At 51.9% G+C, this 16,593-nt stretch carries 16 protein-coding genes; 7 read left to right on the top strand and 9 right to left on the bottom strand.

Annotation, left to right across the window (positions count from 1 at the left end):
- Position 1 precedes the first annotated feature (1 nt).
- Positions 2–379, top strand: a complete 378-nt coding sequence (gene apaG, locus NNO02_RS09565) for a Co2+/Mg2+ efflux protein ApaG (RefSeq protein ID WP_003018867.1) — start codon at positions 2–4, stop codon at positions 377–379.
- 10 nt (positions 380–389) lie between these two features.
- The gene (apaH, locus tag NNO02_RS09560; RefSeq protein ID WP_271449973.1) at positions 390–1,238 is read left to right on the top strand and encodes a bis(5'-nucleosyl)-tetraphosphatase (symmetrical) ApaH; all 849 of its coding nucleotides are present in this window, start codon (positions 390–392) and stop codon (positions 1,236–1,238) included.
- A gap of 98 nt (positions 1,239–1,336) precedes the next feature.
- Here the strand turns inward: apaH and folA are convergent, their stop codons facing one another.
- From folA to NNO02_RS09515, 9 genes are all read right to left on the bottom strand, one after another.
- Positions 1,337–1,816: a type 3 dihydrofolate reductase gene (gene folA, locus NNO02_RS09555; protein WP_003018873.1), complete on the bottom strand. Its 480-nt coding sequence runs from the start codon at positions 1,814–1,816 to the stop codon at positions 1,337–1,339.
- A gap of 197 nt (positions 1,817–2,013) precedes the next feature.
- Complete coding sequence (kefC, locus tag NNO02_RS09550) at positions 2,014–3,876, bottom strand: glutathione-regulated potassium-efflux system protein KefC (protein WP_271454655.1); 1,863 nt, start codon at positions 3,874–3,876, stop codon at positions 2,014–2,016.
- The gene (gene kefF / locus NNO02_RS09545) at positions 3,869–4,399 is read right to left on the bottom strand and encodes a glutathione-regulated potassium-efflux system oxidoreductase KefF (RefSeq protein WP_048212726.1); all 531 of its coding nucleotides are present in this window, start codon (positions 4,397–4,399) and stop codon (positions 3,869–3,871) included. Before kefF ends, kefC begins: the two co-directional genes overlap by 8 nt.
- 104 nt (positions 4,400–4,503) lie before the next feature.
- Positions 4,504–4,737, bottom strand: a complete 234-nt coding sequence (locus NNO02_RS09540; protein ID WP_271440470.1) for a YgdI/YgdR family lipoprotein — start codon at positions 4,735–4,737, stop codon at positions 4,504–4,506.
- A 90-nt stretch (positions 4,738–4,827) separates the two neighbouring features.
- Positions 4,828–6,171, bottom strand: a complete 1,344-nt coding sequence (locus tag NNO02_RS09535; RefSeq protein WP_271440469.1) for an MFS transporter — start codon at positions 6,169–6,171, stop codon at positions 4,828–4,830.
- A gap of 146 nt (positions 6,172–6,317) precedes the next feature.
- Entirely contained in the window at positions 6,318–6,605 is a 288-nt protein-coding gene (gene fixX, locus NNO02_RS09530) for a ferredoxin-like protein FixX (RefSeq protein ID WP_096758345.1), read from the bottom strand.
- On the bottom strand, positions 6,602–7,888 hold the full coding sequence (locus tag NNO02_RS09525) for an FAD-dependent oxidoreductase (protein WP_271454654.1): 1,287 nt from the start codon (positions 7,886–7,888) through the stop codon (positions 6,602–6,604). Before NNO02_RS09525 ends, fixX begins: the two co-directional genes overlap by 4 nt.
- Positions 7,889–7,938: 50 nt before the next feature.
- Complete coding sequence (locus NNO02_RS09520) at positions 7,939–8,880, bottom strand: electron transfer flavoprotein subunit alpha/FixB family protein (protein WP_271454653.1); 942 nt, start codon at positions 8,878–8,880, stop codon at positions 7,939–7,941.
- Between the two features lie 15 nt (positions 8,881–8,895).
- Entirely contained in the window at positions 8,896–9,666 is a 771-nt protein-coding gene (locus NNO02_RS09515; RefSeq protein WP_271440465.1) for an electron transfer flavoprotein FixA, read from the bottom strand.
- A gap of 481 nt (positions 9,667–10,147) precedes the next feature.
- Here NNO02_RS09515 and caiT point away from each other — a divergent pair, with 481 nt between their 5' ends.
- The 5 genes from caiT (at position 10,148) to caiD (ending at position 16,577) form a co-directional block, all read left to right on the top strand.
- The gene (caiT, locus tag NNO02_RS09510) at positions 10,148–11,665 is read left to right on the top strand and encodes an L-carnitine/gamma-butyrobetaine antiporter (protein WP_271440464.1); all 1,518 of its coding nucleotides are present in this window, start codon (positions 10,148–10,150) and stop codon (positions 11,663–11,665) included.
- Positions 11,666–11,699: 34 nt separating this feature from the next.
- Positions 11,700–12,842: a crotonobetainyl-CoA dehydrogenase gene (gene caiA, locus NNO02_RS09505; RefSeq protein ID WP_137383761.1), complete on the top strand. Its 1,143-nt coding sequence runs from the start codon at positions 11,700–11,702 to the stop codon at positions 12,840–12,842.
- A gap of 60 nt (positions 12,843–12,902) precedes the next feature.
- Positions 12,903–14,120 (top strand): L-carnitine CoA-transferase, encoded by a 1,218-nt coding sequence (gene caiB, locus NNO02_RS09500; protein ID WP_271440463.1) that lies wholly within the window; start codon positions 12,903–12,905, stop codon positions 14,118–14,120.
- A 63-nt stretch (positions 14,121–14,183) separates the two neighbouring features.
- Positions 14,184–15,737, top strand: coding sequence for a crotonobetaine/carnitine-CoA ligase (gene caiC / locus NNO02_RS09495; RefSeq protein ID WP_271454652.1), 1,554 nt, complete (start codon positions 14,184–14,186; stop codon positions 15,735–15,737).
- A gap of 54 nt (positions 15,738–15,791) precedes the next feature.
- Entirely contained in the window at positions 15,792–16,577 is a 786-nt protein-coding gene (gene caiD / locus NNO02_RS09490; RefSeq protein ID WP_271454651.1) for a crotonobetainyl-CoA hydratase, read from the top strand.
- Positions 16,578–16,593: the final 16 nt, after the last annotated feature.

Raw genomic sequence — 16,593 nt, 5'->3', positions numbered from 1 at the left:
CATGATCAATTCGCCCCGAGTGTGTATTCAGGTACAAAGCGTCTACATTGAGGCGCAATCCTCACCTGATGATGAACGTTACGTTTTTGCTTATACCGTGACTATCCGCAATTTGGGGCGAGCGCCAGTGCAGCTGTTGGGGCGTTATTGGTTGATAACCAATGGTCATGGGCGCGAAACCGAAGTTCAGGGTGAAGGTGTAGTTGGCGTTCAGCCTCACATCGAACCTGGCGAAGAGTACCAGTACACCAGCGGTGCCGTTATTGAAACACCGCTGGGCACCATGCAGGGTCATTACGAAATGATCGATGAGCAGGGCATCGCCTTTACTATCGATATTCCCGTATTCCGACTTGCCGTTCCAACACTCATTCATTAAAACAATATCTATGGCAACATACCTGATTGGCGACGTTCATGGTTGCTACGATGAACTGACAGCATTGCTGCATCAAGTAGACTTTACCCCTGGAAAAGACACCTTATGGCTCACCGGCGATTTGGTCGCACGTGGGCCAGGATCGCTGGACGTCCTGCGCTATGTGAAATCGCTGGGTGACAGCGTGCGTCTGGTATTGGGTAATCACGATTTACACCTGCTGGCCGTGTTTGCCGGAATCAGTCGTAATAAACCAAAAGACAGAGTCACATCGCTGCTCGAAGCACCGGATGCTGACGAATTAATTAACTGGCTTCGCCGTCAGCCGCTGCTGCAGGTAGACGAAGAGAAAAAACTGGTCATGGCGCATGCTGGCATTACCCCTCAATGGGATTTGCAGACCGCGAAAGACTGTGCACGGGACGTGGAAGCCGTGCTGTCGAGTGACTCTTATCCGTTTTTCCTTGATGCTATGTACGGCGACATGCCGAACAACTGGACGCCGGAGCTGACGGGGCTGGCCCGCCTGCGTTTTATTACTAACGCGTTTACCCGCATGCGTTACTGCTTCCCCAATGGCCAGTTAGATATGTACAGTAAAGAGTCGCCAGAAGATGCACCTGCCCCGCTAAAGCCGTGGTTTGCTATCCCCGGCCCCGTCAGTGAAGCCTATAGCATTGCATTCGGACACTGGGCATCGCTGGAGGGAAAAGGCACGCCGGAAGGGATTTACGCGCTGGATACGGGTTGCTGTTGGGGGGGAGATCTCACCTGTCTGCGCTGGGAAGACAAACAGTACTTTGTACAGCCATCAAATCGCCATTTGAATCTGGACCCCGGCGAGGCGGTCAACGCCTGATAAGTCGTCTGCCGGATGCGGTGCTCGCACCTTATCCGGCCTACGCATATGTCACCCTGTAGGCCGGATAAGCGCAGCGCCATCCGGCAGTGACATGATTAACGACGCTCCAGAATCTCGAAGCAGTAGCTGTGGGAGTTTTGCGCGTCGGCATCGTGGAATTCGCTGAACACCGATTCCCAGTCATCCGGTTCGTAGTCCGGGAAATGCGTATCCCCTTCCACTTCCGCATCAATATGTGTCAGATACAGTTTCTGCGCTTTCGGCAGGAACTGCTCATACACGCGCCCACCACCAATCACCATAATTTCAGGTTCATCGCCACAGGCTGCAATCGCCTCATCGACAGACTTCACCCACTGCACGCGATCGTCGGTGCCGGGTTTGCTGCTGATGACGATATTTTTACGCCCAGGCAGCGGTCGCCCGATGGATTCCCAGGTATGGCGTCCCATGACAACCGGTTTGTTTAAGGTATTACGTTTAAACCAGGCGAGATCGGCAGGTAGGTTCCACGGCATGGCGTTCTCCATACCGATGACGCGATCTACCGCTAACGCCGCAATCAGACTGATCATTGATTATTTCCCGGATACAAAAAAATTGTCGCCACTATACGGAAAGCGCAATCTTTCGTCGACTAGCCAAAGGAAGATGTGCAGGAAAATTTTCTGTTCTGCTGGCGAGTCCGTGAATTCTGAGTGGACTCCCAGCATTACAGTCGTTCAAAAACAGTCAACTAGCAGTAAAGTTTGCAGAACATCACATTTTTCCCCTACGCTGACGGTTTCACTTCCGGCTCATCGGCGATGTCGCCCGTATGTTTACCTTCATCCGTGCCTTGCCAGCCATGGCGTTGAATTAACGATAAATGTTGACGATCTTCGGCAATAATTTCACTCAGCATTGCACTGGTACGCTTATATACAGCCGCACGGGAAATCGCGTCATCTTCGCCTTTCACCATCTCCTCAACCATCAATATATTGAAGCGCCGGAAGACGTCAGCACGCTCACGTGCTTCATAGCGCCCAAGCCCGAGACTTTCCAACGCCAGTCGTCCGGTTTTTAATGCGCCTTCGAAGGTTTCACGTTCCGGCATTTCCACCCCGGCCTGGCGCAGGCGAATGTAGTGATCCACATCGCGCGCTCGGGCAATAATTTGCAGATGCGGGAAGTGATCTTTCACCATCTCGGTCAGTTGCAGGCTGGTTTGGGGGTCGTCGATGGCATTAATGATCACTTCCGCTTTGGCTGCTCCCGCAGACTCCAGCAGATCCATTCGCGTCGCATCACCATAGAAAACCTTCATACCAAATTTGCGCAACGTCTCAACATGATCCGGATCGTGATCAAGGACCACCATCTTGACACCACTCGACAGCAGCAGACGACCGGTTATCTGCCCGAAGCGTCCAAATCCAGCGATGATGACTCGCGGTTGCTCTTCATCAATTTCATCTGCTTCACGTTCTTCACCGGTAGCCGATTTTTCCAGACGCGTCAGGACAACCAGTAAAATCGGTGTAGCCGCCATCGATAATGCCACCGCCAGCGTCAGTGCTTTCGCCCATTCGGGATCGAGCACATTTGCCATTTGTGCCGCGCCAAATACCACGAAAGCAAATTCACTGCCCTGCCCTAATAATACGGCAAACCAGCGACGCTGCTTACCCGGCACCTGTAATGGCCGGGCAATAAGCCACAGCATCACGGTTTTAATTACCAGGAAACCGACCAACAGAACGATAATACGCAATGGGTTATCAATCAGCGTACCAAAATCGATAGACATACCCACGCCGATGAAAAACAGCCCCAACAGCAGGCCTTTAAACGGCTCAATGTCGCTTTCCAACGCATGACGATACTCAGAGCTCGCCAACAGAACGCCCGCCAGAAACGCGCCCATCGCCATTGATAACCCGACTTCTTCCAGCAGCAAGCCAAAGCCGAAAACAAGAAACAGCGCGACGGCGCTGAACACTTCTCGCAGGCCCGAGCGGGCGACAAAACGCAATGCCGGACGCGTGACATAACGCCCTAACAGCACCACCAGCGTCAGCGCCCCCGCCACTTTAAGCGCCGACAGCGCAAATGCCCCCAGTGTTGTCGATGCACCGCTCGCTGCCAGCAATGGGATCATCGCCACCAGCGGAATGGCCGCGATATCCTGGAACAACAGCACGGCAAACGCGCTACGCCCCATTTGCGAAACCATCAGGTTACGTTCATTCATTGCCTGCATCGCAATCGCGGTGGATGAAAGCGCCAGTGTCATACCGATCAGCTCCGCCACCTGCCAGCGCAGTCCGAGGAACATACAGAACAGGCCAATCAGCCCTCCACAGACCACCATCTGCAATGCACCGCCGCCAAACACCGAGGCCCGCAGCTTCCACAGACGCTGTGGATCCAGCTCCAGACCAATAACAAACAGCATCAGCACTACGCCGATTTCCGCAAAATGCAGGATAGATTCGGCGTCCGTCACCAGCCTCAAGCCCCACGGGCCGATAATGCACCCGGCGATGAGATAGCCCAACACCGACCCTAAACCCAGGCGCACGGCGATGGGTACAATTAGCGCTGCCGAACCGAGATAAATCAGCGCCTGTATCAGCGTATGACTATCCATGGTGTTCCTCCTGCCATTCCATCAGACGTTGTTTATAGTGGCGCGCCTGCGCCTGTAGCGTTTCATCATCACAGATGAACGTACAGTGCATGGCAAACGGTGGCAGCCATTTGAGTCCGCAATATAACGCCGTGGCCTGTAAAGGCTGGGAAAGCACGTCAAACCCGGGGTGGGAACCGATATCAAAGTGGTTTTCACCGCCGCCAGTGGTTACTGCCCACATCAGGTGTTTGCCATGCAGCGCGGTGCCGCCGTGACCATACGCCCAGCCGTGGGAGAGGACCTTATCCATCCACAGTTTAAGTAACGGAGGTGTGCTGTACCATTGCATGGGATGTTGCCAGATAATCAGGCTCGCACGTGACAGCGCGTCCTGTTCTGCGGCGATATCGATATTGAAATCGGGATAGAGTTCGTAGAGCGAACGAACCTCCACTCCCTCCAGTGTCCTTACCTGCTCAAGCATCCGCTTATTCGCATGCGAATGCTGCGGATAGGGATGTGCATAAATGATGAGAATCATGATTAGCCTGCGATCACTGCATTATTGTAATAACAGTGAGTTTAGTCAGTTAATCCGCAGGCTAAAAGTCAATATTATTGAGTAGATGAATGTAGAAAACTGAACTAGTTGTCCAGCTCGCTCATATTCTTAACCTGATCGCGGTTAATTTGTTCCGTCTTACCTGTTTCCGCATTTTTATACGAGACCAGGCCCGTATCTTCATCCACTTGCGGTTTGCCATCGGTGACGATCGTTTTACCGTCGGTCGTTTTGACCGCCTGATTAGAGGAACAACCGGCAACGGTAAACAGTGCTGCGGCGGTAAAAATGGAGGTGATCAGAATATGTTTTTGCATGGTGTTCTCCCTGCTTTTCAGTCATTTTCAGTGATATACCCGTTAACTGTAGGCTAACTAACTGAGTCACAGGGAAAATACAGAACACTCTTAGCCACTCGCTCTGGACATCGGTTTTCTACGAATCGTCATTTGACTGGTTTGCGTCAGCGTCAATCCTCGCGTTTCTGGCGCGAAGGCAATAGAAACCAGCAGGCCAATCAACGATATCCCTGCCCCCATTAACATCACGGAGTTGATCCCATATTTAGTGATGAAGATCGGCAGTGCCCATGTTGAAACAATGGTTCCGATGCGGCTCAACGACATGATCACACCAACGGCAGACGCACGAATATCGGTAGGGAACAGTTCATTAGGATACAACCATTGCAGGTTCCCTGGCCCCCCAGAGAAAAACGCATACACAGCGAAAGCCACCACCACCAACCAGGCCCCCATATCCGGGATCAACCCCAGAGCGGCCAACGCCAGCGTCATCATGATAAAGCTGCCAATCAACAACGGCCGACGACCTACGCTATTGAGCCAGAACATCGGTGGAATACAGCCCAGCATGAAACACAGGCTGATCACCACATTCCCCAACGCGGCGCTTTTTCCAACACCAAGGCCCAGCAAGCCAACAATCTGCGGACCAAAAGTGTAAATAGCAAACATCGGGATCACCTGGCAGGTCCAGATAGCCGCGACAAACAAAACAAATGGAAAGTGACGACGATTAAACAACTGAAGAAAACGGGTTTCCTGTGGCGCTTCTTCATCGAACACCACCGGTTCACCGAACAGTTTGATCATCATCGCTTCACACTCTTTCACCCGGCCTTTTCGCAATAGCCAGCGCGGCGATTCAGGAAGATCAAAACGGCCAATCAGGATCAAAATGCAGGGGATCACGGCGCTGCCGAGCATCCAGCGCCATCCGCCCTCAACATCATACAGCCAGTAGCCGACCAGATCGGCGCAGGTGGCACCGACATACCACATCGCGGCAATAAAACCGATGGAGAACGCGCGTTGACGGGTATTGGAAAACTCGGTGATCATCGAGGTCGCAATCGGGTAATCGGCGCCAATAACCACCCCAATTAATACACGCATCACTAACAACTCAACGGGCGAGGTCACAAACATCGTCGCCGCCGATATCACGCCAATGGCGATAATATCGATGATGAACATTTTGCGCCGCCCGACCTTATCGGAAATGTAACCAAACAGCGACGTACCGACAAATAGCCCGGCCAACGTTCCGGCACCCAGCAGGCCAATCCACTCGGCATCCAATTTTAACGCTGGCGTGAGCTGCTCCAGCGCAACACCAATCATCACCAGCACATATCCATCCAGGAATGGTCCACCGCTGCCCCACAGCATTATCCGGCGGTGAATAGAGGTAAATTTGATGTCATCAAAGTTCCTGGGCTGCTGCATAGCGACTTCCTGTTTCAACACGGGCAAAGCGTCATCTGTAGGCCGGATAAGGCGTTTACGCCGCCATCCGGCATTGGCGCCACATGATTACCGGATGGCGATGCTACCGCATCTTATCCGGCCTACGGGGCACAACCTCGTACTTATTAGCCGTAGCGGAACTCCACGCCAAACGTCCCGCGCGGGTATTCCCATTTCTCCAGCGCTGTATCAAGTCCGAGAATTCGGCACGTCCCGCACTCAAGGCACCCGGCATAATCAAAACGCACGCTGCCATCATCCTGCTTTTTATACAGCCCCGCCGGACAGGCCTTAATCAGCACCTCCAGTACCTGTTTATCCGGCTGCGTTTTCAGAATGATATGTGGGCTCTCTTCATCCACATTGAATTTATTGACGCCCAGTTTGACGTCCACATTGACGGGAGATGTCATAATACGGTCACTCCTTTCAGGCCATCTTTCATCAGGTTGATGAAACCCACTTTCTTCGCATGGCGCAGGATTTTTTTACGCATGGGCACCGGAGCGGAACCATCCACGGTGAACAGGTCGCGCGCGATACTGACCGCCATTTCGGGATAGGCGGTAAACATGCGTGGATTATCAAGAAATGCAGGCAGCTTTTGATACATGCGCATGTCGCGCATCGGGCCATCATCCAGGTGCTGATGGTATTCACCGAGCGACTGTTTGCTAAAGTCGTCACGCGTCATGGCAGAAAGCACTGTCTTCGCCGCGGCCTCACCTGCCGATATCGCTAAATCCATACCGCGGATGGTGAAGCCGAGATTCATACACATCCCGGCAGCATCACCGGCAATCAGAACGCCATCGCCTACCAGCTCAGGCTGCATATTCATTCCGGCTTCAGGTACGACGTGCGCGGCGTATTCCACCAGCTTGCCACCGGCAATCAGCGGCGCTACAGCCGGATGCTGTTTGAAATCTTCCAGCATTTGCGGGACCGATTTTTTCGCGTCTTTCAGATGATGAAGACCACAGACCAGACCCAGAGAGAGCGTTGTTTCATTTGTATACAGGAAGCCGCCTCCCATCAGGCCATCGGTTGGCGACCCGGCAAACAGACAGGCGGCGCCTTCGTTACCCTGCAACTGAAAGCGATCCTCAATCACCGACTTTGGCAACTCGATCAGCTCTTTCACGCCAACGGCGACATGCGCAGCCTGAACGCGCTTTGCCATTCCCAACTTTTCTGCCAACAGAGAATTCACCCCATCGGCAAGGATCACCACTTTCGCTTCCAGAATATCGCCATCGGCTTCCACGCCCACGACTTTGCCATCGCGCTGCACGACGTTATCCACACGAATACCGGTAATGAGCTGAGCGCCGGCTTTTTCGGCCTGCTCCATCAGCCAGGCGTCAAACTTACTGCGTAATACGGAGTAAGAAACCTGCGACGATGCAGCATCCTCACCGTTGCAATAGTCGATAGTCATCGCCCCTTTGTCGGTCATAAAGGCGAGTTTTTCGTGGGTAATCACACGTTCAATCGGGGCTTGTTCGGCAAAGCCTGGGATAATGCGCTCCAGACTATGCGCATACATGCGCCCGCCAGTGACATTCTTCGCGCCAGCAGAATTTCCGCGCTCGATAACCAACACTTGTGCGCCTTCGCGGGCGAGCACCAGCGCCGCAACCGAACCGGCCAGGCCTGCACCCACGATGATGGCATCAAAGATATCTTCGGACATAACAAACTCCTCTCTGCAGCAGGGTACTCTCGTACCCTGCCCGATATGGTTTAGCGCGCTAAGGCGGCCGTCAGCGCAGGCAGGATCTTCAGTGCATCACCAACGATGCCGAAATCCGCGTACTGGAAGATCGGTGCATTTTTGTCTTTGTTGATAGCGAAGATCGTCTGCGCGCCGTTGGCGCCAACCATATGTTGGATCTGCCCGGAGATCCCCACGGCCAGATACAGTTCAGGTTTCAACATCAGGTTAGAAATACCAACGTAACGCTCGTGTTCCATCCACTTCTCGTTCTCCGCTACCGGGCGGGAACAGGCCAGCTCAGCGCCAATCGTCTGACACAGCGCTTCAGCCAGAGAGATATTTTCTTTGCTGCCGATACCACGTCCCACGCTGACCACCAGACGAGCCTTGTCAAGATCGACACTGTTGCTCTGACGCGCCTGAGTTGCCGTACGGGTCACGGCAATGGCCGGAGCCTGCCATTGCACGGTGTGCATCTCGCCGTTACGGGAGGTATCTGGCTGTTGGGCGTCAAATGTCCCGCTACTAAGCGTCAGTACGGCAAACGGTGACGCGATGGTTTCCGCTCCCATTGCCAGGCCACCGTAGACCATATGTTTGACCGCTGCTTTCCCGTCCTGCAATGTCACTGCACTGGCATCATTGGAAACTGCCGCTGACAAACGAAAACCCAGTTTTGCCGCCAACAACTTGCCGCGACGCGTATTCGGCAGCAGTACCGCACCCCCTTCGCTGTGCTGACGAATCGTCTCAGCCATTACCCCGGCATAATCCTCCACCATGCGATCTTCTGGTTTACCGCTGAGCAACCAAGCATGATCCGCACCCAGTTGGAATGCCATCGCGCTATCAGCGTCATTCAGTACGAATGTGTTAACTTTTTCACCTAAAGCCTGCGCACCACTCATCAGTTCCGGCAGACGAGAAGGGGTATCGCTGAATACCCAGACACTGGAAAACTTGTTCATAACATCCCCTGATAATTAAATGATTTTGCGAAGATTCTCGACAAATGCGGCAATCTGTTCTTCACCGTCGCCTTCAATCACAACGCGTTGACGCTCGCGTTGTTTCGGTGCGGCAACCTGTTGTACGGAATACGCCTGTGCGCCAGTAAATCCAATGTCCGCTGGCGACCAGACCTGAACTGGCTTTTTCGCTGCACCGAGAATGGCTTTCATCGAAGGGATTTGTGGCGTGTTGATGTCAGTTGAGACCGCAATCACCGCTGGCAGCGGTATGCTCAGGGTCTCAATTTCATCTTCCAGTTCGCGTTCTACCGTAAGGGTGTTATCCGTTAGGGACAGGATCTTGCTTACACCGTTAATCGCCGGGATATTCAGTGCTTCGCCCACCAGCAGACCAACCTGCTGTGCGTACAAATCGGAAGAGCCATCACCACAGATAATCAGATCAAAGCCTGATTTTTGTGCGGCAGCGGCCAGCGCGCTCGCGGTATGTTGTGGCAGTGCCTGTTCAAACTGATCGTCAATCACGACAATCAACTCATCAGGGCCACGGGAGAGCACATCTTTACGTCCTTTGGCGTTGGTCAGTGCTTTCCCCCCCACGCTCATAGCGACAACCTGTGCTTCTCCTTGCTGCTGTTTTAACTGACACGCAGCTTCGATTGCATTCAGATCATATTGGCTGATTTTGCCATCCGCTTTGCTGAAATCCAGTGAACCGTCAGCATTATTAATTGCAATATCCTGTTCATCAGGTACGCATTTGTAGCAAGTAATTATCTTCATTGCATCTCCAGAAATCATGAAGGAAACGTTATTTATATCGGCGGTGTTAAATACAAATATCACGCTCTTTAATTCGGAAATAAAACATTAATCACCAATATTGAAAATGTCACACATTGATATTCATAACTTTCAATAGTGTTATGCATCTCACCAATATTGAAAGAAACGTGTCAAACAGGAAAATTTTCAATATTGTTTGCTGGTTCAACAATATTGAAAGATAAACACTTAAAAAAGTTAAAAAACCAACCGCAAACAATTGAATATTAAGGATTAATATTGATATTTAAGCCAAAATTGCCAGCATAAAAAATCGTGATACACATCACAGAACCACCCGTTACGAATACCCATTATGAGTTACTCACTGAGGCGCCCCAGAGGTTNAATAGTTATCAACAAATCATTAATAATAAATAAACAAAAGATTACAAACGGGAACGCTAAATAAATTTCGTTTTCACACTGGAATTCAATTATGAAAAATGAAAAGAGAAAGTCGGGAATTGAACCTAAGGTTTTCTTTCCGCCATTAATAATTGTCGGGATACTTTGCTGGCTAACAGTAAGAGATCTTGATGCCGCTAATGTGGTTATTAATGCGGTATTTAGTTATGTCACCAATGTCTGGGGTTGGGCATTTGAATGGTATATGGTCATCATGCTCTTCGGCTGGTTCTGGCTGGTTTTTGGTCCGTACGCCAAAAAGAAATTAGGCGACGAAAAACCAGAATTTAGCACCGCCAGCTGGATTTTTATGATGTTCGCCTCCTGTACATCCGCTGCCGTACTGTTCTGGGGCTCGATAGAGATCTACTACTATATCTCTACGCCCCCCTTTGCTCTCGCCCCGAACTCTACAGGTGCGAAAGAGATAGGCCTGGCATACAGCCTGTTCCACTGGGGGCCGCTGCCATGGGCAACCTATAGCTTCCTCTCCGTTGCCTTCGCCTACTTCTTCTTTGTGCGCAAAATGGACGTCATCCGCCCCAGCTCTACACTGGTGCCGCTGGTTGGCGAAAAGCATGCAAAGGGCTTGTTCGGAACGATCGTCGATAACTTCTATCTGGTGGCGCTGATCTTTGCGATGGGTACCAGTCTAGGTCTGGCGACACCGCTGGTAACCGAGTGTATGCAGTACCTGTTCGGCATTCCGCATACGCTGCAATTAGATGCCATCATCATTACCTGCTGGATCATCCTGAACGCTATTTGCGTAGCCTGTGGCCTGCAAAAAGGGGTCAAGATCGCCAGTGATGTGCGTAGCTACCTGAGTTTCCTGATGCTCGGTTGGGTGTTTATCGTCAGCGGTGCCAGCTTCATCATGAACTACTTCACCGACTCCGTCGGGATGCTGCTGATGTATTTGCCGCGCATGTTGTTCTATACCGATGCTATCGGCAAAGGCGGCTTCCCGCAGGGCTGGACCGTCTTCTACTGGGCATGGTGGGTCATTTACGCCATCCAGATGAGTATCTTCCTTGCACGTATTTCTCGTGGTCGTACCGTACGTGAACTGTGTTTCGGGATGGTGCTGGGTCTGACCGCTTCGACCTGGATCCTGTGGACTGTCCTTGGCAGTAACACGCTGCTGCTGATGGATAAAAACATCCTCAATATCCCGCAGTTGATTGAACAACACGGTGTGGCGCGCGCCATTATCGAAACCTGGGCCGCCTTACCATTTAGCACCGCCACGATGTGGGGATTCTTTATCCTCTGCTTCATTGCCACTGTCACTCTGATTAACGCCTGTTCCTATACCCTGGCGATGTCGACCTGTCGCGAAGTTCGCGACGGTGAAGAACCACCGCTGCTGGTCCGTATCGGGTGGTCCGTCCTGGTGGGCATCATCGGTATTGTTCTGCTGGCATTGGGAGGATTGAAGCCGATTCAAACTGCCATCATTGCCGGGGGATGTCCGCTGTTCTTCGTCAACATCATGGTAACGCTGTCCTTTATTAAAGACGCCAAAGTGCACTGGAAAGACAAGTAATTCTCATTAACCCAATTGATCAAGAGGCTGAAAGATGGATTTCAACTTAAATGACGAACAGGAACTGTTTGTCGCCGGTATTCGTGAACTGATGGCCAGTGAGAACTGGGAAGCTTATTTTGCCGAGTGCGATCGCGACAGCGTCTATCCAGAACGTTTTGTAAAAGCACTGGCGGATATGGGGATTGATAGCCTGCTGATCCCGGAAGAACACGGTGGTCTGGAAGCGGGTTTCGTCACCGTTGCCGCCGTCTGGATGGAACTGGGTCGTCTTGGCGCACCGACTTACGTGTTGTACCAATTGCCGGGAGGTTTTAACACTTTCCTGCGTGAAGGCACACAGGAGCAAATTGATAAAATCATGGCGTTCCAGGGAACCGGTAAGCAGATGTGGAACTCCGCGATCACCGAACCGGGAGCGGGATCAGATGTTGGTAGTCTGAAAACCACTTATACACGTAAAAATGGTAAGGTTTATCTTAATGGCAGTAAGTGTTTTATCACCAGTAGCGCCTATACACCGTATATCGTGGTGATGGCGAGAGATGGTGCATCGCCGGATAAACCTGTTTATACCGAGTGGTTTGTTGACATGAGCAAAGCAGGTATCAAGGTCAACAAGCTGGAGAAACTTGGTCTGCGCATGGATAGCTGCTGTGAAATCACCTTTGATGACGTCGAACTGGATGAGAAAGACATGTTCGGTCGGGAAGGTAATGGTTTCAACCGCGTAAAAGAAGAGTTTGACCACGAACGTTTCCTCGTCGCTCTGACCAACTACGGTACGGCAATGTGCGCCTTTGAAGACGCAGCGCGCTACGCTAATCAGCGTGTACAGTTTGGCGAAACTATCGGCCGTTTCCAGCTGATTCAGGAGAAGTTTGCGCATATGGCGATCAAACTGAACTCCATGAAAAACATGTTACTGGAAGCCGCATGGAAAGCGGATAACGGCACCATTACCTCGGGTGACGCGGCAATGTGCAAATACTTCTGCGCCAATGCAGCGTTCGAAGTGGTAGACAGCGCTATGCAGGTACTGGGTGGCGTGGGTATCGCGGGCAACCATCGCATTACCCGTTTCTGGCGTGACCTGCGTGTTGACCGTGTTTCTGGTGGTTCTGACGAAATGCAGATCCTGACGTTGGGTCGTGCGGTACTCAAGCAATACCGCTAAGTGGGATGCCGGATGGCGCTGCGCTTATCCGGCCTACAACTAACTGCCAGGAGCAAAAGAATGAATCATTTACCAATGCCAACCTTTGGGCCACTTGCTGGGCTGCGGGTTGTCTTTTCAGGAATTGAAATTGCCGGGCCGTTCGCCGGGCAAATGTTTGCCGAATGGGGTGCGGAAGTTATCTGGATAGAGAACGTGGCATGGGCCGATACCATCCGCGTGCAACCCAACTACCCGCAGCTTTCACGCCGTAACCTGCACGCACTCTCGCTCAATATTTTCAAAGATGAAGGCCGGGAAGCGTTTCTGAAATTAATGGAAACCACCGACATCTTCATCGAAGCCAGTAAGGGTCCAGCCTTTGCCCGTCGCGGCATTACTGATGAGGTATTGTGGGAGCATAACCCGAAACTGGTTATCGCCCACCTTTCCGGCTTCGGTCAGTTTGGCACCGAGGAGTACACCAATCTTCCGGCTTATAACACCATCGCGCAGGCATTCAGCGGCTATCTGATCCAAAACGGCGACGTTGATCAACCTATGCCCGCCTTCCCATACACCGCCGATTACTTTTCTGGCATGACCGCAACCACCGCCGCGCTGGCTGCGCTGCACAAAGTACGCGAAACAGGGAAAGGGGAAAGTATTGACGTTGCCATGTACGAAGTGATGCTGCGTATGGGTCAGTACTTCATGATGGATTACTTCAACGGCGGCGAAATTTGCCCACGCATGACCAAAGGTAAAGACCCCTACTACGCCGGTTGTGGTCTGTACAAATGTGCTGATGGCTACATTGTTATGGAACTGGTTGGTATCACGCAAATCAACGAGTGTTTTAAAGATATTGGTCTGGCTCACATCCTCGGTACCCCTGAAGTCCCGGAAGGCACTCAGCTTATCCATCGCGTTGAATGCCCATACGGCCCATTAGTCGAAGAAAAACTGGATGCCTGGCTGGCGGAACACACGATTGCCGAGGTCCAGGCACGCTTTGCCGAGCTGAACATCGCTTGCGCGAAAGTACTGACTATTCCAGAACTGGAAGGCAACCCGCAGTACGTTGCCCGTGAATCCATTACTCAGTGGCAAACGATGGATGGTCGCACCTGCAAAGGGCCAAACATCATGCCGAAATTCAAAAATAATCCGGGGAAAATCTGGCGTGGCATGCCATCACACGGCATGGATACCGCCGCCATTCTGAAAAATATCGGTTATAGCGAAGCAGACATAAATGAGCTGGTCGGCAAAGGCCTGGCCAGGGTTGAGGAATAAACGCGACGCGCTAACCCACGGGTTTGGTTAGCGCTCACGCCTGTTTTCAGTGGATAAAGCAATATGGATATCGTTGGCGGACAAAACTTACGTCAGATGTGGGACGACCTGGCCGGGGCGTACGGAGATAAAACGGCACTTATTTTCGAATCCTGCGAAGGAAACGTTCAGCAGTTTAGCTATGCCTCGCTCAATGAAGAGATTAACCGCACGGCAAACCTGTTCCATTCCTTAGGGGTTCGCAAGGGCGATAAGGTCGCATTGCATCTGGATAACTGTCCGGAGTTTATTTTTTGCTGGTTTGGACTGGCAAAAATCGGTGCCATTATGGTCCCGATCAATGCCCGTCTGCTGGGTGAAGAAAGCGCCTGGATCCTGCGAAACAGTCAGGTGCGTCTGCTGGTCACCAGCGCCCAGTTTTATCCTATGTACCGCCAGATACGCCTGGAAAACGAGACACCACTGAATCACATCTGTCTGATTGGCGATCGGCTTCCGGCGGATGACGGCGTGAGCCACTTTTCCCTCCTGAAAGACCGACAGTCGGCCACGCTATGCTATACACCTGCGCTATCCACTGACGACACGGCAGAAATTCTGTTTACCTCAGGCACCACCTCGCGGCCTAAAGGGGTGGTGATTACCCACTACAACCTGCGTTTTGCAGGTTACTACTCTGCCTGGCAGATCGCCCTGCGCGATGATGATGTGTACATGACGGTGATGCCCGCCTTCCATATCGACTGCCAGTGCACGGCTGCAATGCCGGCATTTTCATCAGGGAGCACCTTCGTGCTGATTGAGAAGTACAGCGCCCGGGGCTTCTGGGACCAGGTACGTAAATATCAAGCGACGGTGACGGAATGCATCCCGATGATGATCAGAACGCTGATGGTACAGCCCGCCTCACCGACTGACAGGCAACATCATCTGCGTGAAGTGATGTTCTACCTCAACTTATCAGAGCAGGAAAAAGACGACTTTACCGGTCGCTTTGGTGTCAGGCTGCTGACCTCCTACGGTATGACAGAAACTATCGTCGGCATTATTGGCGACCGTCCAGGAGACAAACGGCGCTGGCCTTCAATTGGTCGTGTCGGCTTTAGCTATGAAGCAGAAATCCGCGACGACCAAAACCGCCCCCTGCCCGCCGGTGAAATTGGTGAAATATGCATTAAAGGCGTGCCGGGTAAAACGATTTTTAAAGAGTACTACGCTCAGCCAGAAGCAACGGCTAAAGCGATGGAGCCGGAGGGCTGGCTACATACGGGTGATTCGGGTTACCAGGATGAGGATGGCTTTTTTTATTTTGTCGACAGACGCTGCAATATGATTAAACGCGGCGGAGAAAATGTCTCCTGCGTTGAGCTGGAAAATATCATTTCTGCACATCCGAAAATTCAGGACATTGTTGTTGTCGGTATCAAGGACACTATCCGTGATGAAGCGATTAAAGCATTTATTGTCCTGAATGAAGGTGAAACATTAAGCGAGGCCGAGTTTTTCAGCTTCTGCGAACACAATATGGCGAAATTTAAGGTTCCCTCTTTTATGGAGATCAGAACCGACCTGCCGCGAAATTGTTCAGGGAAAATAATTAAAAAAAATCTGAAATAACCTCTCTGGCAGGAATATCTCCTGCCTGAAAACCTATTTATCTGGAGATGAACCATGAGTGAATCATTACATCTGACCCGCAATGGCCCGATTCTGGAAATTACGCTGGACAGGCCCAAAGCAAATGCCATTGACGCCAAAACCAGCTTTAAAATGGGCGAAGTTTTTCTTAATTTCCGTGACGATCCTGAATTACGCGTCGCCATCATCACTGGTGGCGGTGAGAAGTTTTTTTCCGCAGGTTGGGACTTAAAAGCCGCAGCGGAAGGTGAAGCACCTGATGCCGATTTTGGCCCAGGCGGCTTTGCCGGTTTAACCGAAATATTCGATCTCGATAAACCGGTCATCGCTGCGGTAAACGGCTATGCATTTGGTGGTGGTTTCGAACTGGCGCTGGCGGCCGATTTGATCGTCTGCGCAGAGAACGCCAGCTTCGCCCTGCCGGAAGCAAAACTCGGTATCGTGCCGGACAGTGGCGGCGTACTGCGTCTGCCGAAACTGCTGCCGCCGGCTATCGTCAACGAAATGGTGATGACCGGCAGACGCATGAGCGCCGAAGAAGCGCTGCGTTGGGGGATTGTGAACCGTGTCGTTAGCCAGAGTGAATTGATGAACAGCGCCCGCGAACTGGCGCAACAACTGGTTAATAGCGCCCCGCTGGCTATCGCCGCGCTGAAAGAGATTTACCGTGCGACCAGCGAAATGCCGGTGGAAGAAGGCTACCGTTACATCCGTAGCGGCGTACTGAAACACTATCCGGCTGTCCTGCACTCTGAAGATGCGCTGGAAGGACCACAGGCATTTGCGGAAAAACGCGATCCGGTGTGGAAAGGCCGTTAATCAAGACATGCCGGAT

It is taken from the genome of Citrobacter sp. Awk 2, assembly GCF_028069815.1.
In the GTDB taxonomy this organism is placed as follows: domain Bacteria; phylum Pseudomonadota; class Gammaproteobacteria; order Enterobacterales; family Enterobacteriaceae; genus Citrobacter.
The sequence above is the reverse complement of the archived record's forward strand: the minus strand, read 5'-3'. Positions and strand labels throughout refer to the sequence as shown.